This is a genomic window from uncultured Dokdonia sp., assembly GCF_947492815.1.
GTDB lineage: Bacteria > Bacteroidota > Bacteroidia > Flavobacteriales > Flavobacteriaceae > Dokdonia.
The window spans coordinates 1-18,984 of the sequence record NZ_CANLOB010000015.1 but is presented as its reverse complement, the minus strand read 5'-3'; the positions used below and the strand labels follow the sequence as shown (position 1 = coordinate 18,984).

At 32.4% G+C, this 18,984-nt stretch carries 15 protein-coding genes; 4 read left to right on the top strand and 11 right to left on the bottom strand.

Features of this window, described 5'->3' with window-relative positions:
• Positions 1-222: 222 nt before the first annotated feature.
• The 7 genes from Q1A01_RS14015 to Q1A01_RS13985 all read right to left on the bottom strand — a co-directional run bounded on the left by Q1A01_RS14015 (position 223) and on the right by Q1A01_RS13985 (position 10,258).
• Positions 223-657 carry a hypothetical protein gene (locus Q1A01_RS14015; RefSeq protein ID WP_299682005.1) on the bottom strand — a complete coding sequence of 145 codons (435 nt, stop codon included), beginning with the start codon at positions 655-657 and terminating at the stop codon, positions 223-225.
• A 342-nt stretch (positions 658-999) separates the two neighbouring features.
• Positions 1,000-1,926 (bottom strand): DUF4097 family beta strand repeat-containing protein, encoded by a 927-nt coding sequence (locus Q1A01_RS14010; RefSeq protein WP_299682003.1) that lies wholly within the window; start codon positions 1,924-1,926, stop codon positions 1,000-1,002.
• A gap of 10 nt (positions 1,927-1,936) precedes the next feature.
• Positions 1,937-2,563, bottom strand: coding sequence for a HEAT repeat domain-containing protein (locus Q1A01_RS14005; protein WP_299682000.1), 627 nt, complete (start codon positions 2,561-2,563; stop codon positions 1,937-1,939).
• On the bottom strand, positions 2,560-3,096 hold the full coding sequence (locus Q1A01_RS14000) for an RNA polymerase sigma factor (RefSeq protein ID WP_299681997.1): 537 nt from the start codon (positions 3,094-3,096) through the stop codon (positions 2,560-2,562). Before Q1A01_RS14000 ends, Q1A01_RS14005 begins: the two co-directional genes overlap by 4 nt.
• Positions 3,097-3,388: 292 nt before the next feature.
• Positions 3,389-5,740 (bottom strand): DGQHR domain-containing protein, encoded by a 2,352-nt coding sequence (locus tag Q1A01_RS13995; RefSeq protein WP_299681994.1) that lies wholly within the window; start codon positions 5,738-5,740, stop codon positions 3,389-3,391.
• 3 nt (positions 5,741-5,743) lie between these two features.
• Complete coding sequence (locus Q1A01_RS13990) at positions 5,744-6,562, bottom strand: Dam family site-specific DNA-(adenine-N6)-methyltransferase (RefSeq protein WP_299681991.1); 819 nt, start codon at positions 6,560-6,562, stop codon at positions 5,744-5,746.
• Positions 6,563-7,057: 495 nt separating this feature from the next.
• Complete coding sequence (locus Q1A01_RS13985; protein WP_299681988.1) at positions 7,058-10,258, bottom strand: AsmA-like C-terminal region-containing protein; 3,201 nt, start codon at positions 10,256-10,258, stop codon at positions 7,058-7,060.
• Between the two features lie 946 nt (positions 10,259-11,204).
• Between Q1A01_RS13985 and Q1A01_RS13980 the strand changes: the two genes are divergently transcribed.
• Both Q1A01_RS13980 and Q1A01_RS13975 read left to right on the top strand, forming a co-directional pair.
• Positions 11,205-11,738: a hypothetical protein gene (locus Q1A01_RS13980; RefSeq protein WP_299681985.1), complete on the top strand. Its 534-nt coding sequence runs from the start codon at positions 11,205-11,207 to the stop codon at positions 11,736-11,738.
• A gap of 369 nt (positions 11,739-12,107) precedes the next feature.
• Positions 12,108-13,430 (top strand): amidohydrolase family protein, encoded by a 1,323-nt coding sequence (locus tag Q1A01_RS13975; protein WP_299681982.1) that lies wholly within the window; start codon positions 12,108-12,110, stop codon positions 13,428-13,430.
• Positions 13,431-13,554: 124 nt separating this feature from the next.
• Here Q1A01_RS13975 and Q1A01_RS13970 read toward each other — a convergent pair whose 3' ends face one another.
• A complete protein-coding gene (locus Q1A01_RS13970) occupies positions 13,555-14,715 on the bottom strand; it encodes an aspartyl protease family protein (RefSeq protein WP_299681979.1) in 1,161 nt (386 codons plus the stop codon).
• 184 nt (positions 14,716-14,899) lie between these two features.
• Between Q1A01_RS13970 and Q1A01_RS13965 the strand changes: the two genes are divergently transcribed.
• Positions 14,900-17,035, top strand: a complete 2,136-nt coding sequence (locus tag Q1A01_RS13965) for an ATP-binding protein (protein ID WP_299681977.1) — start codon at positions 14,900-14,902, stop codon at positions 17,033-17,035.
• Between the two features lie 2 nt (positions 17,036-17,037).
• Here Q1A01_RS13965 and Q1A01_RS13960 read toward each other — a convergent pair whose 3' ends face one another.
• Complete coding sequence (locus Q1A01_RS13960) at positions 17,038-17,427, bottom strand: group III truncated hemoglobin (RefSeq protein ID WP_299681975.1); 390 nt, start codon at positions 17,425-17,427, stop codon at positions 17,038-17,040.
• Between the two features lie 69 nt (positions 17,428-17,496).
• On the opposite strand from Q1A01_RS13960, the gene Q1A01_RS13955 reads away from it, so the two are divergent.
• Positions 17,497-17,652: a hypothetical protein gene (locus Q1A01_RS13955; RefSeq protein WP_299681973.1), complete on the top strand. Its 156-nt coding sequence runs from the start codon at positions 17,497-17,499 to the stop codon at positions 17,650-17,652.
• Between the two features lie 63 nt (positions 17,653-17,715).
• Here the strand turns inward: Q1A01_RS13955 and Q1A01_RS13950 are convergent, their stop codons facing one another.
• The gene (locus tag Q1A01_RS13950; RefSeq protein ID WP_299681971.1) at positions 17,716-18,192 is read right to left on the bottom strand and encodes a hypothetical protein; all 477 of its coding nucleotides are present in this window, start codon (positions 18,190-18,192) and stop codon (positions 17,716-17,718) included.
• A gap of 207 nt (positions 18,193-18,399) precedes the next feature.
• Positions 18,400-18,813: a hypothetical protein gene (locus Q1A01_RS13945; protein ID WP_299681969.1), complete on the bottom strand. Its 414-nt coding sequence runs from the start codon at positions 18,811-18,813 to the stop codon at positions 18,400-18,402.
• Positions 18,814-18,984 lie beyond the last annotated feature (171 nt).

Sequence of the window (18,984 nt, the reverse complement as noted above, 5' to 3'; positions counted from 1 at the left end):
CGTCGTAAAGATTTTTAAAAACAATCTCATAACTCCTAAAATTACAAAAATGGGTTGAAGGCTTTTGTTAATAAGGTTGAATTTTAACGAAGTTTTGGTATTTGGTGAATGATGGATGGGATATGTTTTACTTAATAGTGTTCCTGCTATAATGAGTAGAAATGAATTATTGTTTTATACGCTTTCGCGAAAGCGTATACAGAATGCATCCATTATAGAACTCTATTTTTCATTTTGTTTGTTTTTTTTATTCCAAACTCGAGTTACATTCTCAACATTTTTAATAGTCATTTTTTGCGTTTGGAGTAAAGTTCTTATTCCATGTATCATGATCATGGAGGCTTTTCCTGTTTCTATAAAATACTTTAATTCATTTCCATCTTCTAGTTGTAATAGACCTAAAGTGAAAGGGTCTCCTCTATATCCTTTAAAGTCTCCAGGGTTTTTTTGAATTGCATTCATTAGATTCCCAATAGTTTCAACCCCATTCTCTTTTGTTATCAATTTTTGAGTCGTTAAAATACTATAATTAGCATCATCGATAACTGTTGAGCAAATGATTAATTCGTTTTCTTTTAAATACAATTCTAATCCAGCATAGGGAAAGTTAGTGTTAGATTTATAAAACCTAGACCATTTATAGTCAAATGGTTTCATCGTACTTCTTTTTATTGCAGCTATACAAATGTTATGTATGGATGTATCTGTTTTCTTCACTTTTAATTCCTGTTATGGTTTTAGCTATTATTCATAATAGGTATCTAATGTAGTAATATAAATGAATTCTTTGCTATATAGGCTACTTTGATAGGCTTCGTATGACATTTCGTGAACCTGCCTCGCCGGCAGGCAGGAGCGTATACAGTGACATTTTTTCTAGACGCCTTATATAAAAATAGAGTAACACTCTAATTTAGAGTGTTACTCTATTTTTGTCAAACTTTACTTGCTAGTGCTGCCTGTGAGATTCTGAAATGAATTCAGAATGACGTATATGATTTACTTGCTTTTTCTAAGATAAATGCTTCCTTGACTAGCATCTAGTTTCATTTTGGTTTTCCCTCCATTTAGTTCCAGTCGCATTCTTTTTCCATCAAATTCGGTAAGATCTTCATTTAAAACCTTAAAATCAATATCACTTAAAATGCGATTTCCAGTGGCATCTAGTTGTACATTGGCATTTTGAGGTAATGTCATATCAATGTATCCATCATTACTGATTAGAGAATATAAATTTGTAGGCGATACTTTATCAAAAACTACTTTTATATTTCCGCCTATCGTATTTGCTATGACGGGACCACTTACATCGGTTAAGTTGATAGAACGATACGAAGTAGCAATCTCGGCTTCTCCTTTAAAATCTGATAATTTCCAAGCATTCGAATTAGAGGTAATAAAAAAGGTATTTGAATTGGTCTTCTTGCATCCTTCTGTATTCCATAATAGTTTTACCGAGTTAGGAATGAGTATTTCATATTTGTTATTAAAATTGACAGTGTTTATGATGCCTGGATTATTAGATATACCATTATAATCTTTGATAATTAATTCTCCTGGTTTTTCTGTAATGTCTAAATACAGATTGTCAGCAGGATTGTTTGATTTATTTCCTAAAGGAGTCAGGCCTTCTTCCAGTTCTTTATTCTCCTCTTCATTAAAGAAGGATGTATATCCAAATACCACAGAATCTGTTGATTTTAGCGTTTTTAATTTCTCGCCAAAACGGTTGTAATAGGCATAGTTTGCGTTATTATTGAGGCTTTTAATGATGACTTCATCGCCATCATATCCGCTAATGGTCATATTAGCTGTGGAACATAATTTTAAGGTTCCTTTTGTAAACGTGATGCGTTTTTCATTTTTTTGTGCGTATCCTGTTCCTATGATGAAAAGGAAAGTGACTAGTGTGATAATATGTTTCATTTTGTTCGTTTTATTGATTTAACATGGCCAATGAGGCAGATGCGTTCCCTTTTACTAAGGGTAATGATTCTTTGTTTTCTATAATTTTTTTAAGTGGTTCTTTGGCTCGTTGCTCTCTTAAAATGGAAACCGATTTGATAAGTTTCAGCTGTACTAAGGGTTCTTTTTCTGTTTCCAAGGCTTCAATGAGGTTGTTGCGTACTCTTTGATTATTAGGAAACTTTAAAAGAGCATCTATGACAGCTATTTTAGAATTACTATCGGAATCTTCTTTTAGAATTTTAAAAAAGGCATGCAGTATTTTTTCATCTTCTTCTTGATTTTGATACTGATCTTCTATATCATAGATGGCTTGTAAACGTGTACTATTGGTTTGATCTTCTCCTAAAGCAAGCACCAGGTTGTCTCTAATTTCTAATTGTTCTTTTTTGTTTTCATTATAAAGGTATCCCAATGCAATAACGAGTACCAGACTTGCTGCCATAGACACATATCGAATCATTTGTATCCTTTTGGAACGCTTTGATGTATGCAACTCTTTTTTTAGTCTCGTTTCAAAATCTAACGTTGCATTGTCAGGCATTTGCTGATCGTCAAAGGCATCTTTGTGCTTCTTTATAAAATCTTCTACATTCATACTTCTACGTTGTTTTGCAATTGCTGTATTAAAAGACGTTTTCCTCGTATGTATTGATTACGTACCGTACTTTCATTTAAACCTAATTGTTCGGCGATTTCTCTATGCGAATAGTCTTCAATGAGGTACAATATGATAATGATTCGGTATTTGTCTTTTAATGCGTGTATTGCTTTTTTTACTGCGGCTACTTTTAAAGACGTCTCTTCAAAGGTATCTGTGTCTTCTTCCTCTTCTTGAAGCGCTACCGAGTCTTGTAAGTCATCGAGTTTCTTTTTCTTTCGTAAGAAGTCTAAAGAACAGTTGATGACAATACGTTTTAACCAGGCGCCTAGGTTATGATTGTCTTCAAGTTTTGAAATATTTTGGAACGCTTTGATAAAGGCATCGTGCACGGTGTCTTGTGCATCTTGTTTGCTTTTTACAATTCTAAAACTCACGTTGTACAGCATATCTTTATAATTAAGATAGACTTGCATTTGTGCTTTTAGGTTATTGTTTTTGCATGCTTCTATTAATTCTAATTGTTCCAAAAATCGGTTTTGATGTGTTGTTAGTGAAACTCAGTATTGAGAAGTCTGTAAGACGCACTCAATAGTGTAAGTTAAACTAATCCCGCTTTTCAGCGGGAGTTTTGATTTAATGCCTTTACACTATAATAACGTACCTTTTTTAAAAGTGTCGCAAAAAAGTTTTGGGTACCGATTAAAGTTATGGAAATGTTTGGGGAGATGTGGGGGAATTTCAATGAAGTTAATAATTATTTGACTAGCTCTCGATTTGTATCCGTAATAATATAAGTCTATATTATTTTTGAATACATAATTATTTATAAAAATGCTCTCTAACTTTCTGTAAGAACTCTATTTCCTCTTTGTTTAGTCCTTTATCTTTTGAACCTGCATGGGCTGATAGATTTCTATATGAATTAAAGTATGAAATCCATTTAACTCTAGTAGCTTTACTTCCTATTCCATCTCCAATATCTATAGTAAACCTATTTTCAAATGTTATAAAATCTTTTTGATCATTTTCATTAATTGGAACCTTAGTCCAATATTTTGTAATTATTGATTTATAGTCATTTATTGTAAACATTTCGGTCCATTTAGTTTTTTTCTTCTTTAGACCTTCTTTATAATATCTCTCGTTCTCTTCTTCAGCCCTTTTAAGACATTCTCTTTTAATTGCATTTATTTCTAAATCCCAATCTATTCCAAAAAGAATTTTAATCGTATCTAAAACATGAGTTTTCGTATACTTTTCTATGTCATAGATTAAATCATGAGCTTTAAGTTGTAATGATTCATCTTTTCTCTCTTTCCAGTCAATTAGTTCTATTGGTTCATATTCTTGATGAGCTTCATTTACGATACTTTGAAAATATCTTAACCATTTAATATCTGCTCCAGACCCTAAGTTTACCAGGTATTTATTATGATCTTCTTCAGAAATATTTTTGATAAATTCTAATAGAGATTTGATATATTTTTCTATTGAATTAAATCTGTCTTCAGCATTTGTTAATCTATTAATTAAATTATTTTCAGATACAAATTTATGTAAACTTCCGATGAGTGTAATGAAAGCGTAAGTCCCTCTATTTGATAAAATTAATGATTTTTCGTCATCAAATACATTAGGGTAATTAGATTCTACAAATTCATAAGATCGAATTAACAACGAAATAATTCTTTTTTTTGCGTTCTTCATCGCTTTATCGTGATCACCTTGGGCAATATTATAAAGAGAATATTTTACAGTATTTTCTTGATATTTATTACCTATTGCTATGGGTAAAAGACTTGATTTAGTTAATGCGGAATAAAATGGTTTGAATGTAAGATTTGAATGATCTTCTCCAATAGATATTTTACCATTTAAAGGACTAAGTGGAAGAGTCCCTAAATCTTTGACAATAGATGATTTAAGTGCTTTTATTCTAGATGCTGCTATCTCACTACCCCAATATAGATCTTCTTCAAGAGTAAGTCTTAAACTAGGACTCACAGCTTTTTGATTTTGATTTATATCCATGAATATTTCAAGTTGCTTTACTGAACTTAGATTAGTAAACGCGACTACAGGAATAGTATTGCTAGCTTTGAAATCTGAATTAGCATATCCATAGACTCTGTGTTGACCATCTATTATATAAGCAATTGCATATGCATTAGGTATTTTTAAGATACCTGCCCGAGATCTAGAATCACTAGCTCTTGAATTAGCTTGAAATTCAAGTTTATGTTTACCTTTATTAAAATTAACAATTATTGAATTTGGGAAATAGCCTCCTGCTTCAAGAAATTTAGTTATTCCTTTTAATCGACTAGGAACTAGAAGTCGTTGGTAGGTGGGCATTTCAGATTCATTGGCTTTTGTTCTATGTAATATAAAGCCCATTTTAAGTAGAAGATGCGGTTCAATAGAAAACATATAATACTTTTCTTTACCCATGAAACCTTCTAATGCCGGTAATTCTATTCTTTCAGTTGAAATTAATTGATGTTTAAAAATTATTCCAAGTAATTGATACTTTGCTGCATCTTTATAGTTTCTAATAAGAGAATTTATATAATTATAAGTATTATCATTATAATAAAAACCTCCTACTTTTTTTAAGCGCTCAATATCTACACTTTCATGATCAATTCTTATATTTCGTGTAGCGTATATGAATTTTATTTTTAGAGTATTTCCTAACATCTGCTTCAATGTTTTTTGAAATCCAATTAACATAGTAGCAAGGGCAGTGAATTCATCTTTTAAAGATTTCGGTTTTCGAGGTTTCTCACTTGATTTACATTCAATTATTATTATTGATTCATCATCAATTGCTATTACGTCTATTTGTTTACTATCTTCCTCTTCTTTTCCATAAGGTAATTGGAACGATTCATCAAAATTCATATTCCGATACCCTAATTCATAAAATTGACACCAAATATCATCCTCAAACAGACGGTTATGAGACTTAGGTTTCCTTAGTCTAGTTTTAGTTTTTAAAATTTTGAAAACCTCCCAATCATCATCTAAATAATCTTCAACTAAATTATGAGTCACACTTATTTCATCATAAATTACTTTTTTAGCTTTATAAATCTTTCCAAGTTTAGAAAGATCGTTTGTTAGCTTTGATTTAATCTCATCTATTGCAATTTGCTTTAGGAATGCCATAGGTTAATTCTTGATATTAGATATTAAATATTCTTCATAATTTCCTCTTACAGCATTGATTCCTCCAATTATGCTAATTCTATTGAGAGTGTATATTTTATTACTGTCCCTCTTAAAAACTTTGTGTACCCATTTATGTGCTGCATTAGTCAAAATATAATAAGCTCCTATTTCTTCAATTTTGTCAATATATTTTGCTAAACGTAATTGAGATTCTTCATTAAATAGCTTTGCATTATATTTTATAAAACCATTATCATTATGTGTAACTGTGTAAGGAGGGTCTAAAAAAATCAAATCTTTTGGTTTTATTGAGTCTAATGATTTTTCAAAATCTTGATTTATGATTTTTGCATTTTTTAGTATCTTAGAAACGTTTCTCATATTTTCAGGATCAACGTTGTAATTTTTTTTATAACCATAAGGAACATTATATTCACCTTTTAAGTTGACTCTGAAAATTCCATTAAATGAAGTTTTATTTAGATATATAAACCTAGCTGCCTTTGTAGCTGCTTTCCTTGGTGAGGAATTTCTAAGTTTATAATAAAAATCCTTATCATTCTTATAAGATTCTAATATTTTAATCAATTCTTCAACATTATCTCTTACTTGAATGTATGATTCAATTAATTCTGGATTTAGATCTGAAAGAATTGATGTATTAGGTTGTAAGTGAAAAAAAATTGCCCCTCCACCCAAAAATGGTTCGTGGTAATTATTATAAATATTACCTGGAAGAAAGTCATCAATGTATTTAAGGAGCCATGTTTTTCCACCAGCCCATCTTAAAAAAGGTTTTATTTTTTTTGTTTGTTGCATTTAGATTGCTTCTAATTTTTATTTAAACGTTACAGAGCGTTTGTAAAACTCTAAACCTACCCAATTCCCCACAACCTTCGTTACGGAAACCCGTAAATGAGTCAGAAAGTTTCTTTTGTCTTCGTCATTTCGATAGCGTGAAGAATGAACGACGAGCTTGCCTGCCGCAGGCAGGAAATCGCATAACAGTGAATATTTTATCTGTGGGATCTTAGTATGATGTGTGATCTCTCCTGCAGTCGAGATGACTGCTTGTTGCTCAAGTGACGAAGTTTATTTTAATACTTCGGTAAGCTCATTATAAACCTATGCTTCATTATATCTTTTCGCGAAAGCGAATTTTAAAAAGAGAATATAGATTATAGAGAAGAGAGAAGAGAGAAGAGAGAAGAGAGTCTATAGGTGATTGTGTTTGAGATTCTGAAACGAGTTCAGAATGACGATAAAAGCTTGTTAGACCCTGAAATGAATTCAGGGTGATGTTAAATAATGTATTTACTCCTTTTCTTTTTTCTTGCCTAATGAGATTTTGTAGTCATCGATGTTGCCTTTGATCTTTAGGTTGAGGTACCTGATTTTTTTGGTGGTGTCTATGGCTACAATGGCATCTTCTTGTTCTGGGTTTACAAGGGTGTCTCTTTTGCCTTTAAATAGTTTTTGCCAAGCGGCTTTTCGTGCGGCTTTCCAAGGAATACGTAGGTAGTAATCAATATTTTGATCGCTATCATGGGTACCTGATAATTCCATATGACCTATGGTAGATTCGATAGTCATCATAGGAATATTGATGGTTCCTTTCTGTATGTCTATGTTGTTTTGTAGGGTGTCAAATCGGATGTTTTGGAGGTTTTTATCACCCATATAATCCGAAAGTGCGAGCATAGGGTCGTAATTTTTTAATCGCCCGTTTAATACTTTGACGTCCATTTCTATGGTAGATTGATCCAGATCTGGTGTCATATCTGGGTATACTCTAATCTTGCCTTTGATTTGAGATGTGAGTTTACCTTGTAAATTTTCTGAAACGAGATGGTCTTGTCCAAAGTTTTCAAACTTGAAGAGTAGTTTGTCCAAATCTACATTGGTCATTACCAAGTCGGGTTGCATATAGATATGCTTAGGATCACTACCATTAAAATAACCACTTAATCGGATGTTTCCTCCAGCGGCATTCATATCTAGTGTATCTATATAGATGTAATGGTTAGGGGTGGTTCGTATATCGGCTTTTATATTTTGAAGATCGATTCGGTGGTATATAAAATGTCCGATATCTGCCTTGAATTGCATGTCTGTAAATGGCAGTTCATAGAGATTGAAGGCTTCTGCATGTTCTTTGACATCATCGGTTGTAGTGCTTACGACCTCTGTTGGTGTTGTTGGTGGACTTAGTTCAAAATTGAATAGTGCATCAAAGTCAATATAATTTGCTTTTACAGCGAGATAATTATCTCTTTTCTTGATTTGTAGATCTTCTCCTAGGTAATAGTTGAGATCGAAATTAAAATTGGTAGTTCCTATTTCTCCATGAAAGTCTTTAATGACAATGTGGTCGTCTTCGTAATGGATATTCCCTCTAAAATTATCAAAGGGTAGGGGATGTACTTTCATTTTGGCATTCAACTTATCTAAACCTAGATCGATGGAATGTAATACAGAGTCTTTATAATGCATACTCGATGAAAAATGCAATGCCAAGTCATCTAACTCTTCATGTCTATAGTCTTCTGGGACATAGTTTTCTCCTTTGTAGGAGAAGAGGTCTTCCAGTCGTAACATATCTGATGTGAGGTTGATATCTAAATAGACATCTCCATTCAGTTCAGGTTGCATCCAAAAGGCATAATCATGTATGAGTCCATTAAAGTGAAAATCACTATCATCTATAAAGCCTGTGAAATCGATAATTTCTAAGTCTTTGGTGTCTATAAATACATCGGCATTAAAATCGTGTAGTGTATGTGGGTAATGTTTTAAGTCTGCATACAGGCTATCAATAAAGAATTCCCCTTTTGGTAAATAGTCAGATTCTGTAAAATCTTTCGCGGAAGCGTTAAAAGAAAGCCCTAAACTCAAGTCTTTTATTTGTTCGTCAATACCTGTTTGTGTAGAATCTTGTACAGAAAAACGGGTAAGTTCTGCAATATCCAAATGGGTAGAAGTAATGTCTAAATGGGCTTTTACAGGGATACTGGTATGATGTACAATCGCTGGTAAGTCTGAAAGAAAACCAGTAATGGATAGATCTGATTTTCCCATTAAGAGTTCAAATTTTTTAAGTGTTGCTTCTTTGCCATTCATGACTAAGTTTACATTCAAACTGTCTAAAGAAACGGGGAGTTCTTTGGAAACAACATTTAAATCTTTTACGATGAGCTCTGCAAAATAGGCTTGATTTAGTTTTTGTAATGCTTTTTCGGGATTGTCAATATCAATGATATCGTGAAAATTCATTTTTAATGAAACTTGTCCAGAGGCATCTTGTACTTGGTCTAGTTCAAAAAAATCTACGATAAAGTCAAGATTGAAATTGGAATCTACTTGCATTTCTACTTCTGGAGATTCGAAGTTTTTGACAAAAATAGAGCCTTTAAACTCTCCTTTTTCTAATGATGCAGTGATATCGTTTAGGGAAAACTCCATGGTATTGGTATCTCTGTTTTCTCCGTTGGTGAAATGACCATTAAAGCCTAGGTTATCTATCTTCTTATTTTTTTCTGTGTTTTCTAAGAAGGCTTTTCCTGCGCCAAAACTGGCATTGATCGCTGGTCTATTTCCTTTATTTGCAGGACCTTTAATACTGGCATTAAAATAAATTTTACCTGCATTGTTGTATTTTTCTAGTACAGGAATTACATCTGCTGGCGCAAAAGCAATCAGCATATCAAAATTGGTCTTTGTTCCTTTTATAGACAGATCCAGGTCTACATCATTTTGTGTGTCTATACTGCCTTCTAATTCAAAGTCGCCATTTTCCATTGAAATCCCTGATGGTTGTATCTCAAGAATACCGGTATGTTCATTAAAAGTAAGATCTGTATTAATTTCAAAATGCTTTTGACGAATAAAAGTAGTGTCACTATCTTTTATGACATTCAATTCAAAATGGGTGTCTATATGCCCAGCGATGATACTATCTTTTCGGCTAAAACCACCTGTACCTGCGTATATGAATTTTTCGACATCGGTATTAGTGGCTTCATCTAACGTATGGATATCTAGGTTTTTAAATTTGATTTTTTTAAGATGAATATTCATAGAAGGACTTTCTGTTTCAGAAGTGCTTGCTAAGGAGTTTTGAATATTGGTAGTATTGTTTTCGTGAATGATAATGTTAAAAATGCCATCTTCAATTAATACTGATTGAATGTCATAGTTTTTATTGACAACATCCCATAGGTTAAAGCCTACATAGATGTCTTTTACGTCCATGATGATGGGGGCATTGTCTTCTTTGGTTTCAAAAATTTGTACATCATTTACTTTGATAGAGATGTGCGGGAAGTTACCAAAAAGGGATAGTTCACTTTCTCCAACACTAATAAGCCCTTTGTGTTCTAGGTTTAGCTTTGCGATCTCTCCTTTAATAATTTCAGATTGATTGCTTTGAATATAGAGTATAAGCCCTCCTACTACAAGTATAGGAACTACTATGAATGCTAGTAAAATTCGTTTCCAGAATTTTTTAATCTTCATTTGGCGTTAGAAAAATTAGTTAACTTTAAAAGTAACGAATTCGTATGAAAGATTCTTGTGTTACTAACGATTTTGTTTTCCTAATATCTGTTAATTAACTGTTTTAAGAATTGAGAATAGGAAAGAGTGTTTAAATCTTCTTAGTACAAGATGATTAGGCTTGTTCAAACTCTCGACTGCGCTTGAGGTGAGAACTAGATAGGTAGTGTGCTAACAGAGATTAGACTAAAATAGCGTACTACTCTACATTAGAGTGTTACTCTATTTTGAAGTGAAAATGGAATAGTTAAGGTGATTAAATGATTTTCGCTTTCGCGAAAATTGAATCGAAATGGTCAAATATGAGAAGAGTATCTAAACTAATGTATTTCGAATTTTAGTGTGTCATTATGGTATGGGATTCTGAAACAAGTTCAGAATGATGCTTTCTTTTACAAATGTTACACTGAACTTATTGAAGTGTTCAGGATACGTTTCTGTATTGCTTTTCGCGAAAGCGTATTTAAAGAAAATAGTATATGGAGATTAGAAAAGGAATCTCATCTTATTCTGTTTTGAATTTTGGTGTGTTATCACGGTATGGGATTCTGAAATAAATTCAGAATGACGCTTTTATTAACAGATGTCATACTGAGTTTATCGAAGTACTTCGTATAAATTTCTATGTAAGGACGTAGTCGAGACCTTCTTATTGAAAGATAAGTTGGTTTATCTAAGTGTTCTATTGCCAGTTCATCGCATATCATGAATAAAAACCTAAAATGATTAAGTGATTTTCGCTTTCGCGAAAATTGTATCAAAATGACTATATACAGCGTATAGAGAATAAACCTTTCTAAAATGATATAGGTTTTGTTATGAACTTCTAAAAAAGAGTGTTAAAGTACTATGCTCGTTTAGTGTATACATTTATTTTCGCGCCTTTTAAAATCAAAAATTAAACTAAATGAAAAACTTAAAACTATTTGTACTTGCTTTTGTAGCATTTAATCTTGTATTCGTTTCTTGTAAAAGTGATGATGATAATGATAATGGTTCTGAAAATGTAATGACTATTGATGGAGAAAACTTTACTGTAGAAAGAGGGTTTTTAACGTCATTTGGGGATAATGGAAATGGAAGCTTTGATTGGGATGTTGATTTATTGTCTGATGGGTTTACGATAGATATTAATGCACAAACGGCTACAGGTGTGGGTGCTACGATTTATTTAGATCTTAATTCAGATAGTGCAACAGGTCTTACTCCTGGAGTATATACATTTTCTGAAACACGTGAAGCATTTACATGGGTAGCTGCAGAAGGAATACTTAATTATAACATAGAAACAGATAACGGTATTTTCTTTGACGCAATAGGTGGTACTGTGACAGTTTCTGGAACAGGAAATAATCAACTTATCGAAGTAGACTTAGTAGGTCCAGGAAATACTGCTATTACAGCTACGTATAGAGGTACGCTAGAAAGTCTTATAGACTAAGCTTATCCTTTATGTATCATACAAAAGCCATCTCAAGAGAGATGGCTTTTTTGATATATGCTTAAAAAGAGCTTATATATGGTAAGGTTCTTTTTAAAGAAAATAATAGTATTTATTGTTTTACAAAACGAACTACTCTTTGTTCGCCAGAATCTTGAATGGCTTGTAAGAAGTATATTCTTTAGTTCGCTTTCGCGAAATCATATCCAGAAAAATAATCTATCAAATTATACATCTTGGTCGCTTAACATCATGACGTTTTGAAATGTATGTATCATGTTGTTTTTGAATCTAACAAAGCAATCTCTAATACAAACGTATTAGTTATTGTCCTCTTAATTTCTTTATATTTAAGAAAAAATAACCGCCATGAAAAAATTACTCTTTGCACTTTTATTAGGATCTGTTTCACTTCAAGCGCAAGTAAAAGCGTTAGTAGGAGGGACGCTTATAGATGGATATGGATCTACTCCTATAAAGAATAGTGTAATTCTTATAGAAGGGGAAAAAATAAAAGCAGTGGGAACTATTGCAACATTAAAAATTCCTGAAGGCGCCGAAGTGATTTCTACCGAGGGTATGTCTGTACTTCCGGGTTTATGGGATATGCATGTGCATACCATGATTAATGGACATGCTGATTATGCGTATTGGGATAAAACCTATTTACCCTTATTAGAGAATACGATTATGCCAGCTTCTGCTGAGCAGTTATTGATGGCAGGTGTTACGAGTGCACGTGATCTTGGAGCGCCTTTAGAAGAGAGTATTTCAGTACGAGACCGTATTAATAACGGAGAAATCCCTGGAGCTACCTTATATGTATCTGGTCCTTTTATTCAGAAGAAACCGTATCCAGGAACAGAGGCATTTCGATGGGGAGTAAATGGTCCTGATGATGCGCGTAAAAAAGTAAAACGCCTCGCCGATGCAGGAGTAGATTGTGTTAAACTCATAGATCAAGATCAAATGACTACAGCCGAGCTTCAGGCAGTGGTAGATGAAGCTCATAAACATCAATTAAAAGTAGTAGCGCATGGACATCGTCCTATGGAGATTATAGCAGGTTTAAAAGCAGGAGCTGATTGTTTTGAGCATACGGGACTTTCATCTGCGCCGAGATATCCAGATGATGTAATGGATGCGATTAAAGCACGTACTGCACAAATGAATTTAGGACCTTTGTTTTGGTGTCCTACCGTAGAAGGGTTATATAATTACGAGTATGTACGTGATCACGGCGAGCATTTGGATAATGATTCTTGGCATCGTGGGTTACATGACACCATTGTTGCTGATATTAAAAATAGTTTTACACATAAAGATAGGTTGCCTTATTTTCAATTAACTCCTGTGCGTAAGCCTACCTTAGAAACTAAGATTAATCAATTGCTGGATGCGGGTGTTGTACTTATGATTGGTACTGATAGCGGTATTCCTATGAAATTTCATAGTCAGTCTACATGGAACGAGTTGGACGTTTGGGTCAATGAGTTTGGTATCGATCCTATGTATGCGATACGAGGTGCTACTTATTGGCCTTCTTTATGGATGGGTGTTGCTGATGAGGTAGGGACTGTAACCGAAGGTAAGTTTGCTGATATTATAGCCGTAAAAGGAGATGTGTTACGTCATATCAGTCTTTTACAAGATGTGGATATTGTGATTAAACACGGAAAGCAGTATAAATAAGCTATATTTTCCTCATTTTCAGCCTTCTCTTAGATATTGAAGGAATAGTATAGGCTAGATAAAACCCTCATCCCAGTCTTCTCTCTCTCAGGGAGAAGGTGTTGCCGTTGAATTTTATATAGGTTTATAATAAACGCTCTAGTTTTAATTCGATTTCATCTTCTTTTCCAGATGACTTTTTAAGTTGAATGCGTATGGTCTGTCCTTCTTTTTTTAGAAGTTTTCTATACGTTTTTAAATCTGTATGTGCTGTTCCATTTATAGCAAGTAATTGATCTCCACTCTGAATTCCTTTAGTAGCAGCTTCCGTATCTTTAATAACATCACCTATTACAATGTTTTCTCCTGATTTTTTTATAGTAAAACCTACCAATGGAACTTCAAATGCATCTTTGTAATAGCTATTTGGTTTTAAGTAAAGCTTCTTTTTCTTATAATCTAGAATCATATCAAAACGATTAATAATCTCTGCACCTAGGATACCAGCAAAGCCTTTTTGTGAGCTTACACCTCGTTTAGATTGAGAAAGGCTAATAGGCACTTCTGTAAAGGTATTTCCTAACAAAGAAACACTTTTTGTCAACCCGACTATAGAAGTAGAAGTTGCTGTAAGTCCTCTAGATGAAATGGTTATTTTTTTATCAAATTTATCTTCTAGTTGATGTTTTTCAGAAAAAGGAGTATTAAAAAGAATGCCTAGATTAGCTCCGCTATCAAATAGAAAATCACCTGTTATTTTTGATCCATCTAGAAAGGTGCATTCTAGTGTTACTCTTGGGATGGCGTTTTCTAATTTAATATCATGCGCAGTATAATCCGCAATATCTTTGATATCTTTTGCTTTCTTGTAAAGATATAATTGCTTTTCAGCGAAATCAAATTCAGTCACAAATTCTTTAATAACGTCATAGCCTATAATACCATCTATTTGCATACTAGAACGATTGTTTAACTCCTCAAGATCTACCAGTACAAAATTTAATCGATTAAAATCTAAATTAGCAATAGTGAGTGTCCTATTTAAAGCAATTTCATATTCCTGAGATCCAGAAGCTCCTGTTGCATATTGTTTTGTGTCTGCTTTGATCCCTATGCGTTTGGCTACGGTCTTATCTATAACAGCTGTAGAAGCACCCGTGTCAAATACAAAAGTTAACGGCGTTTCTTTTTCTCCAATTTTGACAGGTATATAAACGAGTCCTTCTTTTTCAAATGGGATACTTGCGACTTGGCTACTTACAAATGTTGTAATGCTTAAAAAAAGTAAAAAAAGATAATTTCTCATGGAACTGTTTTTTCAAAAGTAACTAAGAATGCAATAAAAAATGGTTAACGAATGTTAACGTCACTATTTTATTATGAAACAATTTAAGGAAGATAAAAAGGTTTCTAATGAATCTTACTTAAATTACAGAGACTTACAACCAACTTAATTAATGAGATATACGTATTTACTATGTACTTTTCTTATGAGCTTCTATAGTTTTATGAATGCTCAAGTCCAAGATAGTGTTATCATAGACTCTATGTACAAAGAAGTAGAGCGTGCTTATAACATGTTTGATCAATTTGATTATGGAGAAGCCATTAAAATTTCTGATCAGGTAATTGATTATGCGACCAAAACCAATAACGATCATTTAAAAGCCAAGGCATATAATGTAATTGGGAACTCATATTACAATACGGGTAATATTCGTTTGTGCTTTGATTACCTATTTAAATCAAGAGATTACTTTTTAAAATCTGGTAATGTTGGAAATGCTATAAAGGTAACTAGCGATATTGGTGTCACATATCGTGAGTTGGATAGTATCTCAACATCAAATATTTATTTTAAAGAAGCAATAAGTCTAGGAAGAACTTCTCAGAATAAAGATGAAATCATATATCCACTTTATAATTATGCAAGGCACTTACATAATGTAGAAAAGGACTATGACAATGCTCTTGTGTATTATTCTGAAGCGTATGAACTCTCTAAAGAATCTACCCTTGTAAAAGGAAGATCTATTTTGGGGTATTTGTATATGAGACTGAGTGATGTGTATTTTGAAATAGACGATATTAACAATTACAATTTCTATTTTAATGAGAGTGTTTCCTACGCAAAGCAATATGATTTTTATGGAATTCTAGCTACTTTGTATAGAACTCAATCCGAACGTTATTCTCAAAAAGAAAACTATAAAGATGCTTTTCTTGCATTACGTGAATATACTCAGGTAGCAGATACAATCTATACATTTAGAGAATTAGAAATTGCTAAAGAAATAGAGACTAAGTTTCGTAATAAGGATAATGAAGAAAAACTTTTTTTAGCCAACCAAGAAAAAGAACAACAAGCGATAGCCTTTAAAAAAACACGGGTTTCTAATATTATATTTATTATCGTTAGTAGTATACTTTTACTGGCAGTGTATGCCATATTTAATAAAAATAAGCAACTCAAAATTGCAAAAGAAGAAGCAGAATATTTATCTAATGTAAAAAGTAAATTCTACTCAGAAATTAGTCACGAACTTCGCACACCTTTATATGCTGTTATTGAACTCTCTAGATTATTACTAAAAGAGAACGTGAATAGTAGTCATAAAGAATATCTTGAATCTCTTAATTTTTCAGGAAACCACTTATTATCTCTTATCAATAATGTCCTTCAGTTGAATAAAGTTGAAGCAGGAAAAATGACCTTAGAGTTTTTAGAATTTAGACCTAAAAATTTGGTTTTAGATATCATAGAAAGTTTAGAGTATGCAATTAGTGATAGCCATAATAAAGTACAGTTAGCATATGATGCAACCATTCCAGAAGTCTTAGTAGGAGATTCTCTAAAGCTTTCGCAAATATTAATCAATCTTATTTCTAATTCTATTAAGTTTACAAGTAATGGTACGATTACAATTCGGGTGAAATTGATAGAAACCATAGGAGATGAGGTGACACTTTATTTTGCTATAGAAGATGATGGTATTGGTATTTCTAAGGAAGGTCAGAAAAAAATATTTGAAGAATTTTATCAAGAACATTCTAAGACAAAAAAATCTTTTAAAGGAACTGGGTTAGGACTTTCTATAGTAAAGAGAATGTTAGACGCTATGGAAAGTGAGATAATGATAGATAGTGCAGAAGGCAAAGGGGCAACCTTTAGCTTTGAATTAAAAGTATCTAAGAGTAGTAAAGCTATTATAAAAGATGAAGATCTTAAAGATTTAACCAAAGGATTAGCACATAAGAAGGTGTTGGTGGTAGATGATAATAAAATTAATTTGCTTGTAACTAAGAAGATTTTAGATCAGTATGATATTACTTCTCAGGCAGTAGACTCAGGAGAGAAAGCGATCAATCTTATTAAAGAAACTTCATTTGACTGTATTTTAATGGATATTCATATGCCTGAATTAGATGGATATGAAACTACAAAAATCATTAGAAAAAATGGAGATCAAACGCCTATTATTGCATTAACAGCGACCTCTACTGAAGAAATAGAAGATAAAATCAATAGACAATTGATGGATGGTTATATTTTAAAACCTTTTGTTACTTCAGATTTTATTGAAAAAATTTATGATACAATTGTAGAGAAAGCCGAAACATTATAAACCTATTGTTTTGGTCTTACATTAAACATACCAACGTGTAAGAAGGTTCCAATTTTACGTGCTCTGTTTGTAAGCGTTGTTGCTTTTTCTCCTGTAAACAAATCATCGATGGTTTGTATCCAATGATTGATCCAGATACCAAAATGTTGTTCGTTAATAGTATATGCTTCTTTAGCATCTACTTGCTGATGTTTTAGTAATGGATTTCCTGTAAATTTCTTTTTAAAAAAGAGCTGTGCTTCCCAAAAATCAGTGAGGTGTTCTATATGCTCATTCCAATCCTGAATATGCCTTTCAAAGATAGGAGCGAGGTATACGTCTTTACGAATGCGACTGTAAAAAGTAGTGACAAGAAGATGAATATCTTCTCTGGAAGTAATTTCTTTTTTCATAACAAAAAAGCAAGGTAAAACAAAATAGTATAACCAATAGCGCGTTATATATATAAAACAATTGACATTATGAAAACGATAGATATATTATTAAAATCACTTAGTTCAACAAAACAGTTAGAAACTCTTATTCAAAAACAAATAATAGGAGGTAATTATTCAGGAGTAGATCCGGAAATTAGCTCATTTGGTGGAAATTCAAGTATAGCTACTGTATCTGAATAAAGAGGAGGTATTCCTAATACTTCTTCATTAGGATAGCATCTATCGTTAAGTGAAATTAAAAGATTAGTCCATTTTATTATACGTTTCTTTGATATAAACGTTGTCGTTTTTATCTAGTATTTCTATTGTAAGTTCGTTTTTACTAATGGAAGAGATGACCCACTTATAATTTTCGAATAATTTTACTGTTAATTCAATTTGATCTTTTTCAATCAACCAATTTCCATTAATATGAATACAACGTGTATTTTTATTATAATCTTCTAGTGATGGACAGAAAGAATGTTTGATCATCTGATCTTCAGATTGGAATTCTAAAATGGTAATGATATCAGGATCAATCATTGCTCTATTCAAACCCCAAATACCAATTTCTTTATTTTGGATAGGACCTTCTTGTTCTTTAAGAATCCATTTTTTAGATGAATTATTTGTGAGTATGTAGGTATAGTCTTGGCTAGAACACCCCATACATATAAAAGTAGTCGTTATTAAAAGGATAAGTAATCTTAGCTCTTTGAGTGTATCTAGTTTATACATCTGTTAAATGTACTACTTTACGAAGCAGGAATTAGATGTTCTCATGCAGTCTATTTATTTACGTATATAAATTCTGGGTATACTTTAATGCTACGCTCTCTCTTTTGATAGTGAATCTCCTAAGTACGCTTTAACGCTGCGCTCTCCCTTTTTGGTCGTGAATCTCGCAAGCTCGCTTTCGCGAAAGCGTACCCAGAAAAGTTTTATTCAAAACGAATCACTTAGATCTATCATAGTCCATAGTGTGTCTTTAGATGTAATTATGTTTTTCAACCTTTGATTAGGAGAAATACGATGTCCTTTTAAATCCCAAAATGACCATTTCTCAATAGCAATTGAATCTGTAAAAAAAGAATATGGACACCCACCATGATCATCAATAGTGACTAATGTATTTATATAAGGACCTTCTGCTATTTTGATAGAATCATTAACGATAAATTCCCATGTGTTTATTCTGTAAGAGTATTCATGTTTTATTGCTACAACAGAACAGAAGTCATAACTGGCATTAATTGATTTGCCTGAAGCCTCTAATGTGACGAATTTTAATTCCTTAGTGTCACTTGATTGACAACTAAAAAAAAGTGTCAGTAATAAAGTAAAAAATATGGCTTTCAACAAAGTCTAGAGTTACTAATTCATTTTCAAGATAAACATTTAAAAGAAAAAGCAGTTGAAGAATGTTTCTTTAACTGCTTTTATATGAAAATTATGTCTCGTCCTGAAATATCGATACACTAAAACTTTAGTGTAATGAAAACATCAGTAAACACAGGAATTGTCAAACGC

Coding starts and splice junctions, on each gene's coding strand:
- Q1A01_RS13980 (WP_299681985.1), top strand. CDS start 11,205: ATGAAAAACTTAAAACTATTTGTACTTGCTTTTGTAGCATTTAATCTT.
- Q1A01_RS13995 (WP_299681994.1), bottom strand. CDS start 5,740: ATGGCATTCCTAAAGCAAATTGCAATAGATGAGATTAAATCAAAGCTA.
- Q1A01_RS14010 (WP_299682003.1), bottom strand. CDS start 1,926: ATGAAACATATTATCACACTAGTCACTTTCCTTTTCATCATAGGAACA.
- Q1A01_RS13970 (WP_299681979.1), bottom strand. CDS start 14,715: ATGAGAAATTATCTTTTTTTACTTTTTTTAAGCATTACAACATTTGTA.
- Q1A01_RS13990 (WP_299681991.1), bottom strand. CDS start 6,562: ATGCAACAAACAAAAAAAATAAAACCTTTTTTAAGATGGGCTGGTGGA.
- Q1A01_RS13960 (WP_299681975.1), bottom strand. CDS start 17,427: ATGAAAAAAGAAATTACTTCCAGAGAAGATATTCATCTTCTTGTCACT.
- Q1A01_RS13965 (WP_299681977.1), top strand. CDS start 14,900: ATGAGCTTCTATAGTTTTATGAATGCTCAAGTCCAAGATAGTGTTATC.
- Q1A01_RS14015 (WP_299682005.1), bottom strand. CDS start 657: ATGAAACCATTTGACTATAAATGGTCTAGGTTTTATAAATCTAACACT.
- Q1A01_RS13985 (WP_299681988.1), bottom strand. CDS start 10,258: ATGAAGATTAAAAAATTCTGGAAACGAATTTTACTAGCATTCATAGTA.
- Q1A01_RS13950 (WP_299681971.1), bottom strand. CDS start 18,192: ATGTATAAACTAGATACACTCAAAGAGCTAAGATTACTTATCCTTTTA.
- Q1A01_RS13955 (WP_299681973.1), top strand. CDS start 17,497: ATGAAAACGATAGATATATTATTAAAATCACTTAGTTCAACAAAACAG.
- Q1A01_RS14005 (WP_299682000.1), bottom strand. CDS start 2,563: ATGAATGTAGAAGATTTTATAAAGAAGCACAAAGATGCCTTTGACGAT.
- Q1A01_RS13975 (WP_299681982.1), top strand. CDS start 12,108: ATGAAAAAATTACTCTTTGCACTTTTATTAGGATCTGTTTCACTTCAA.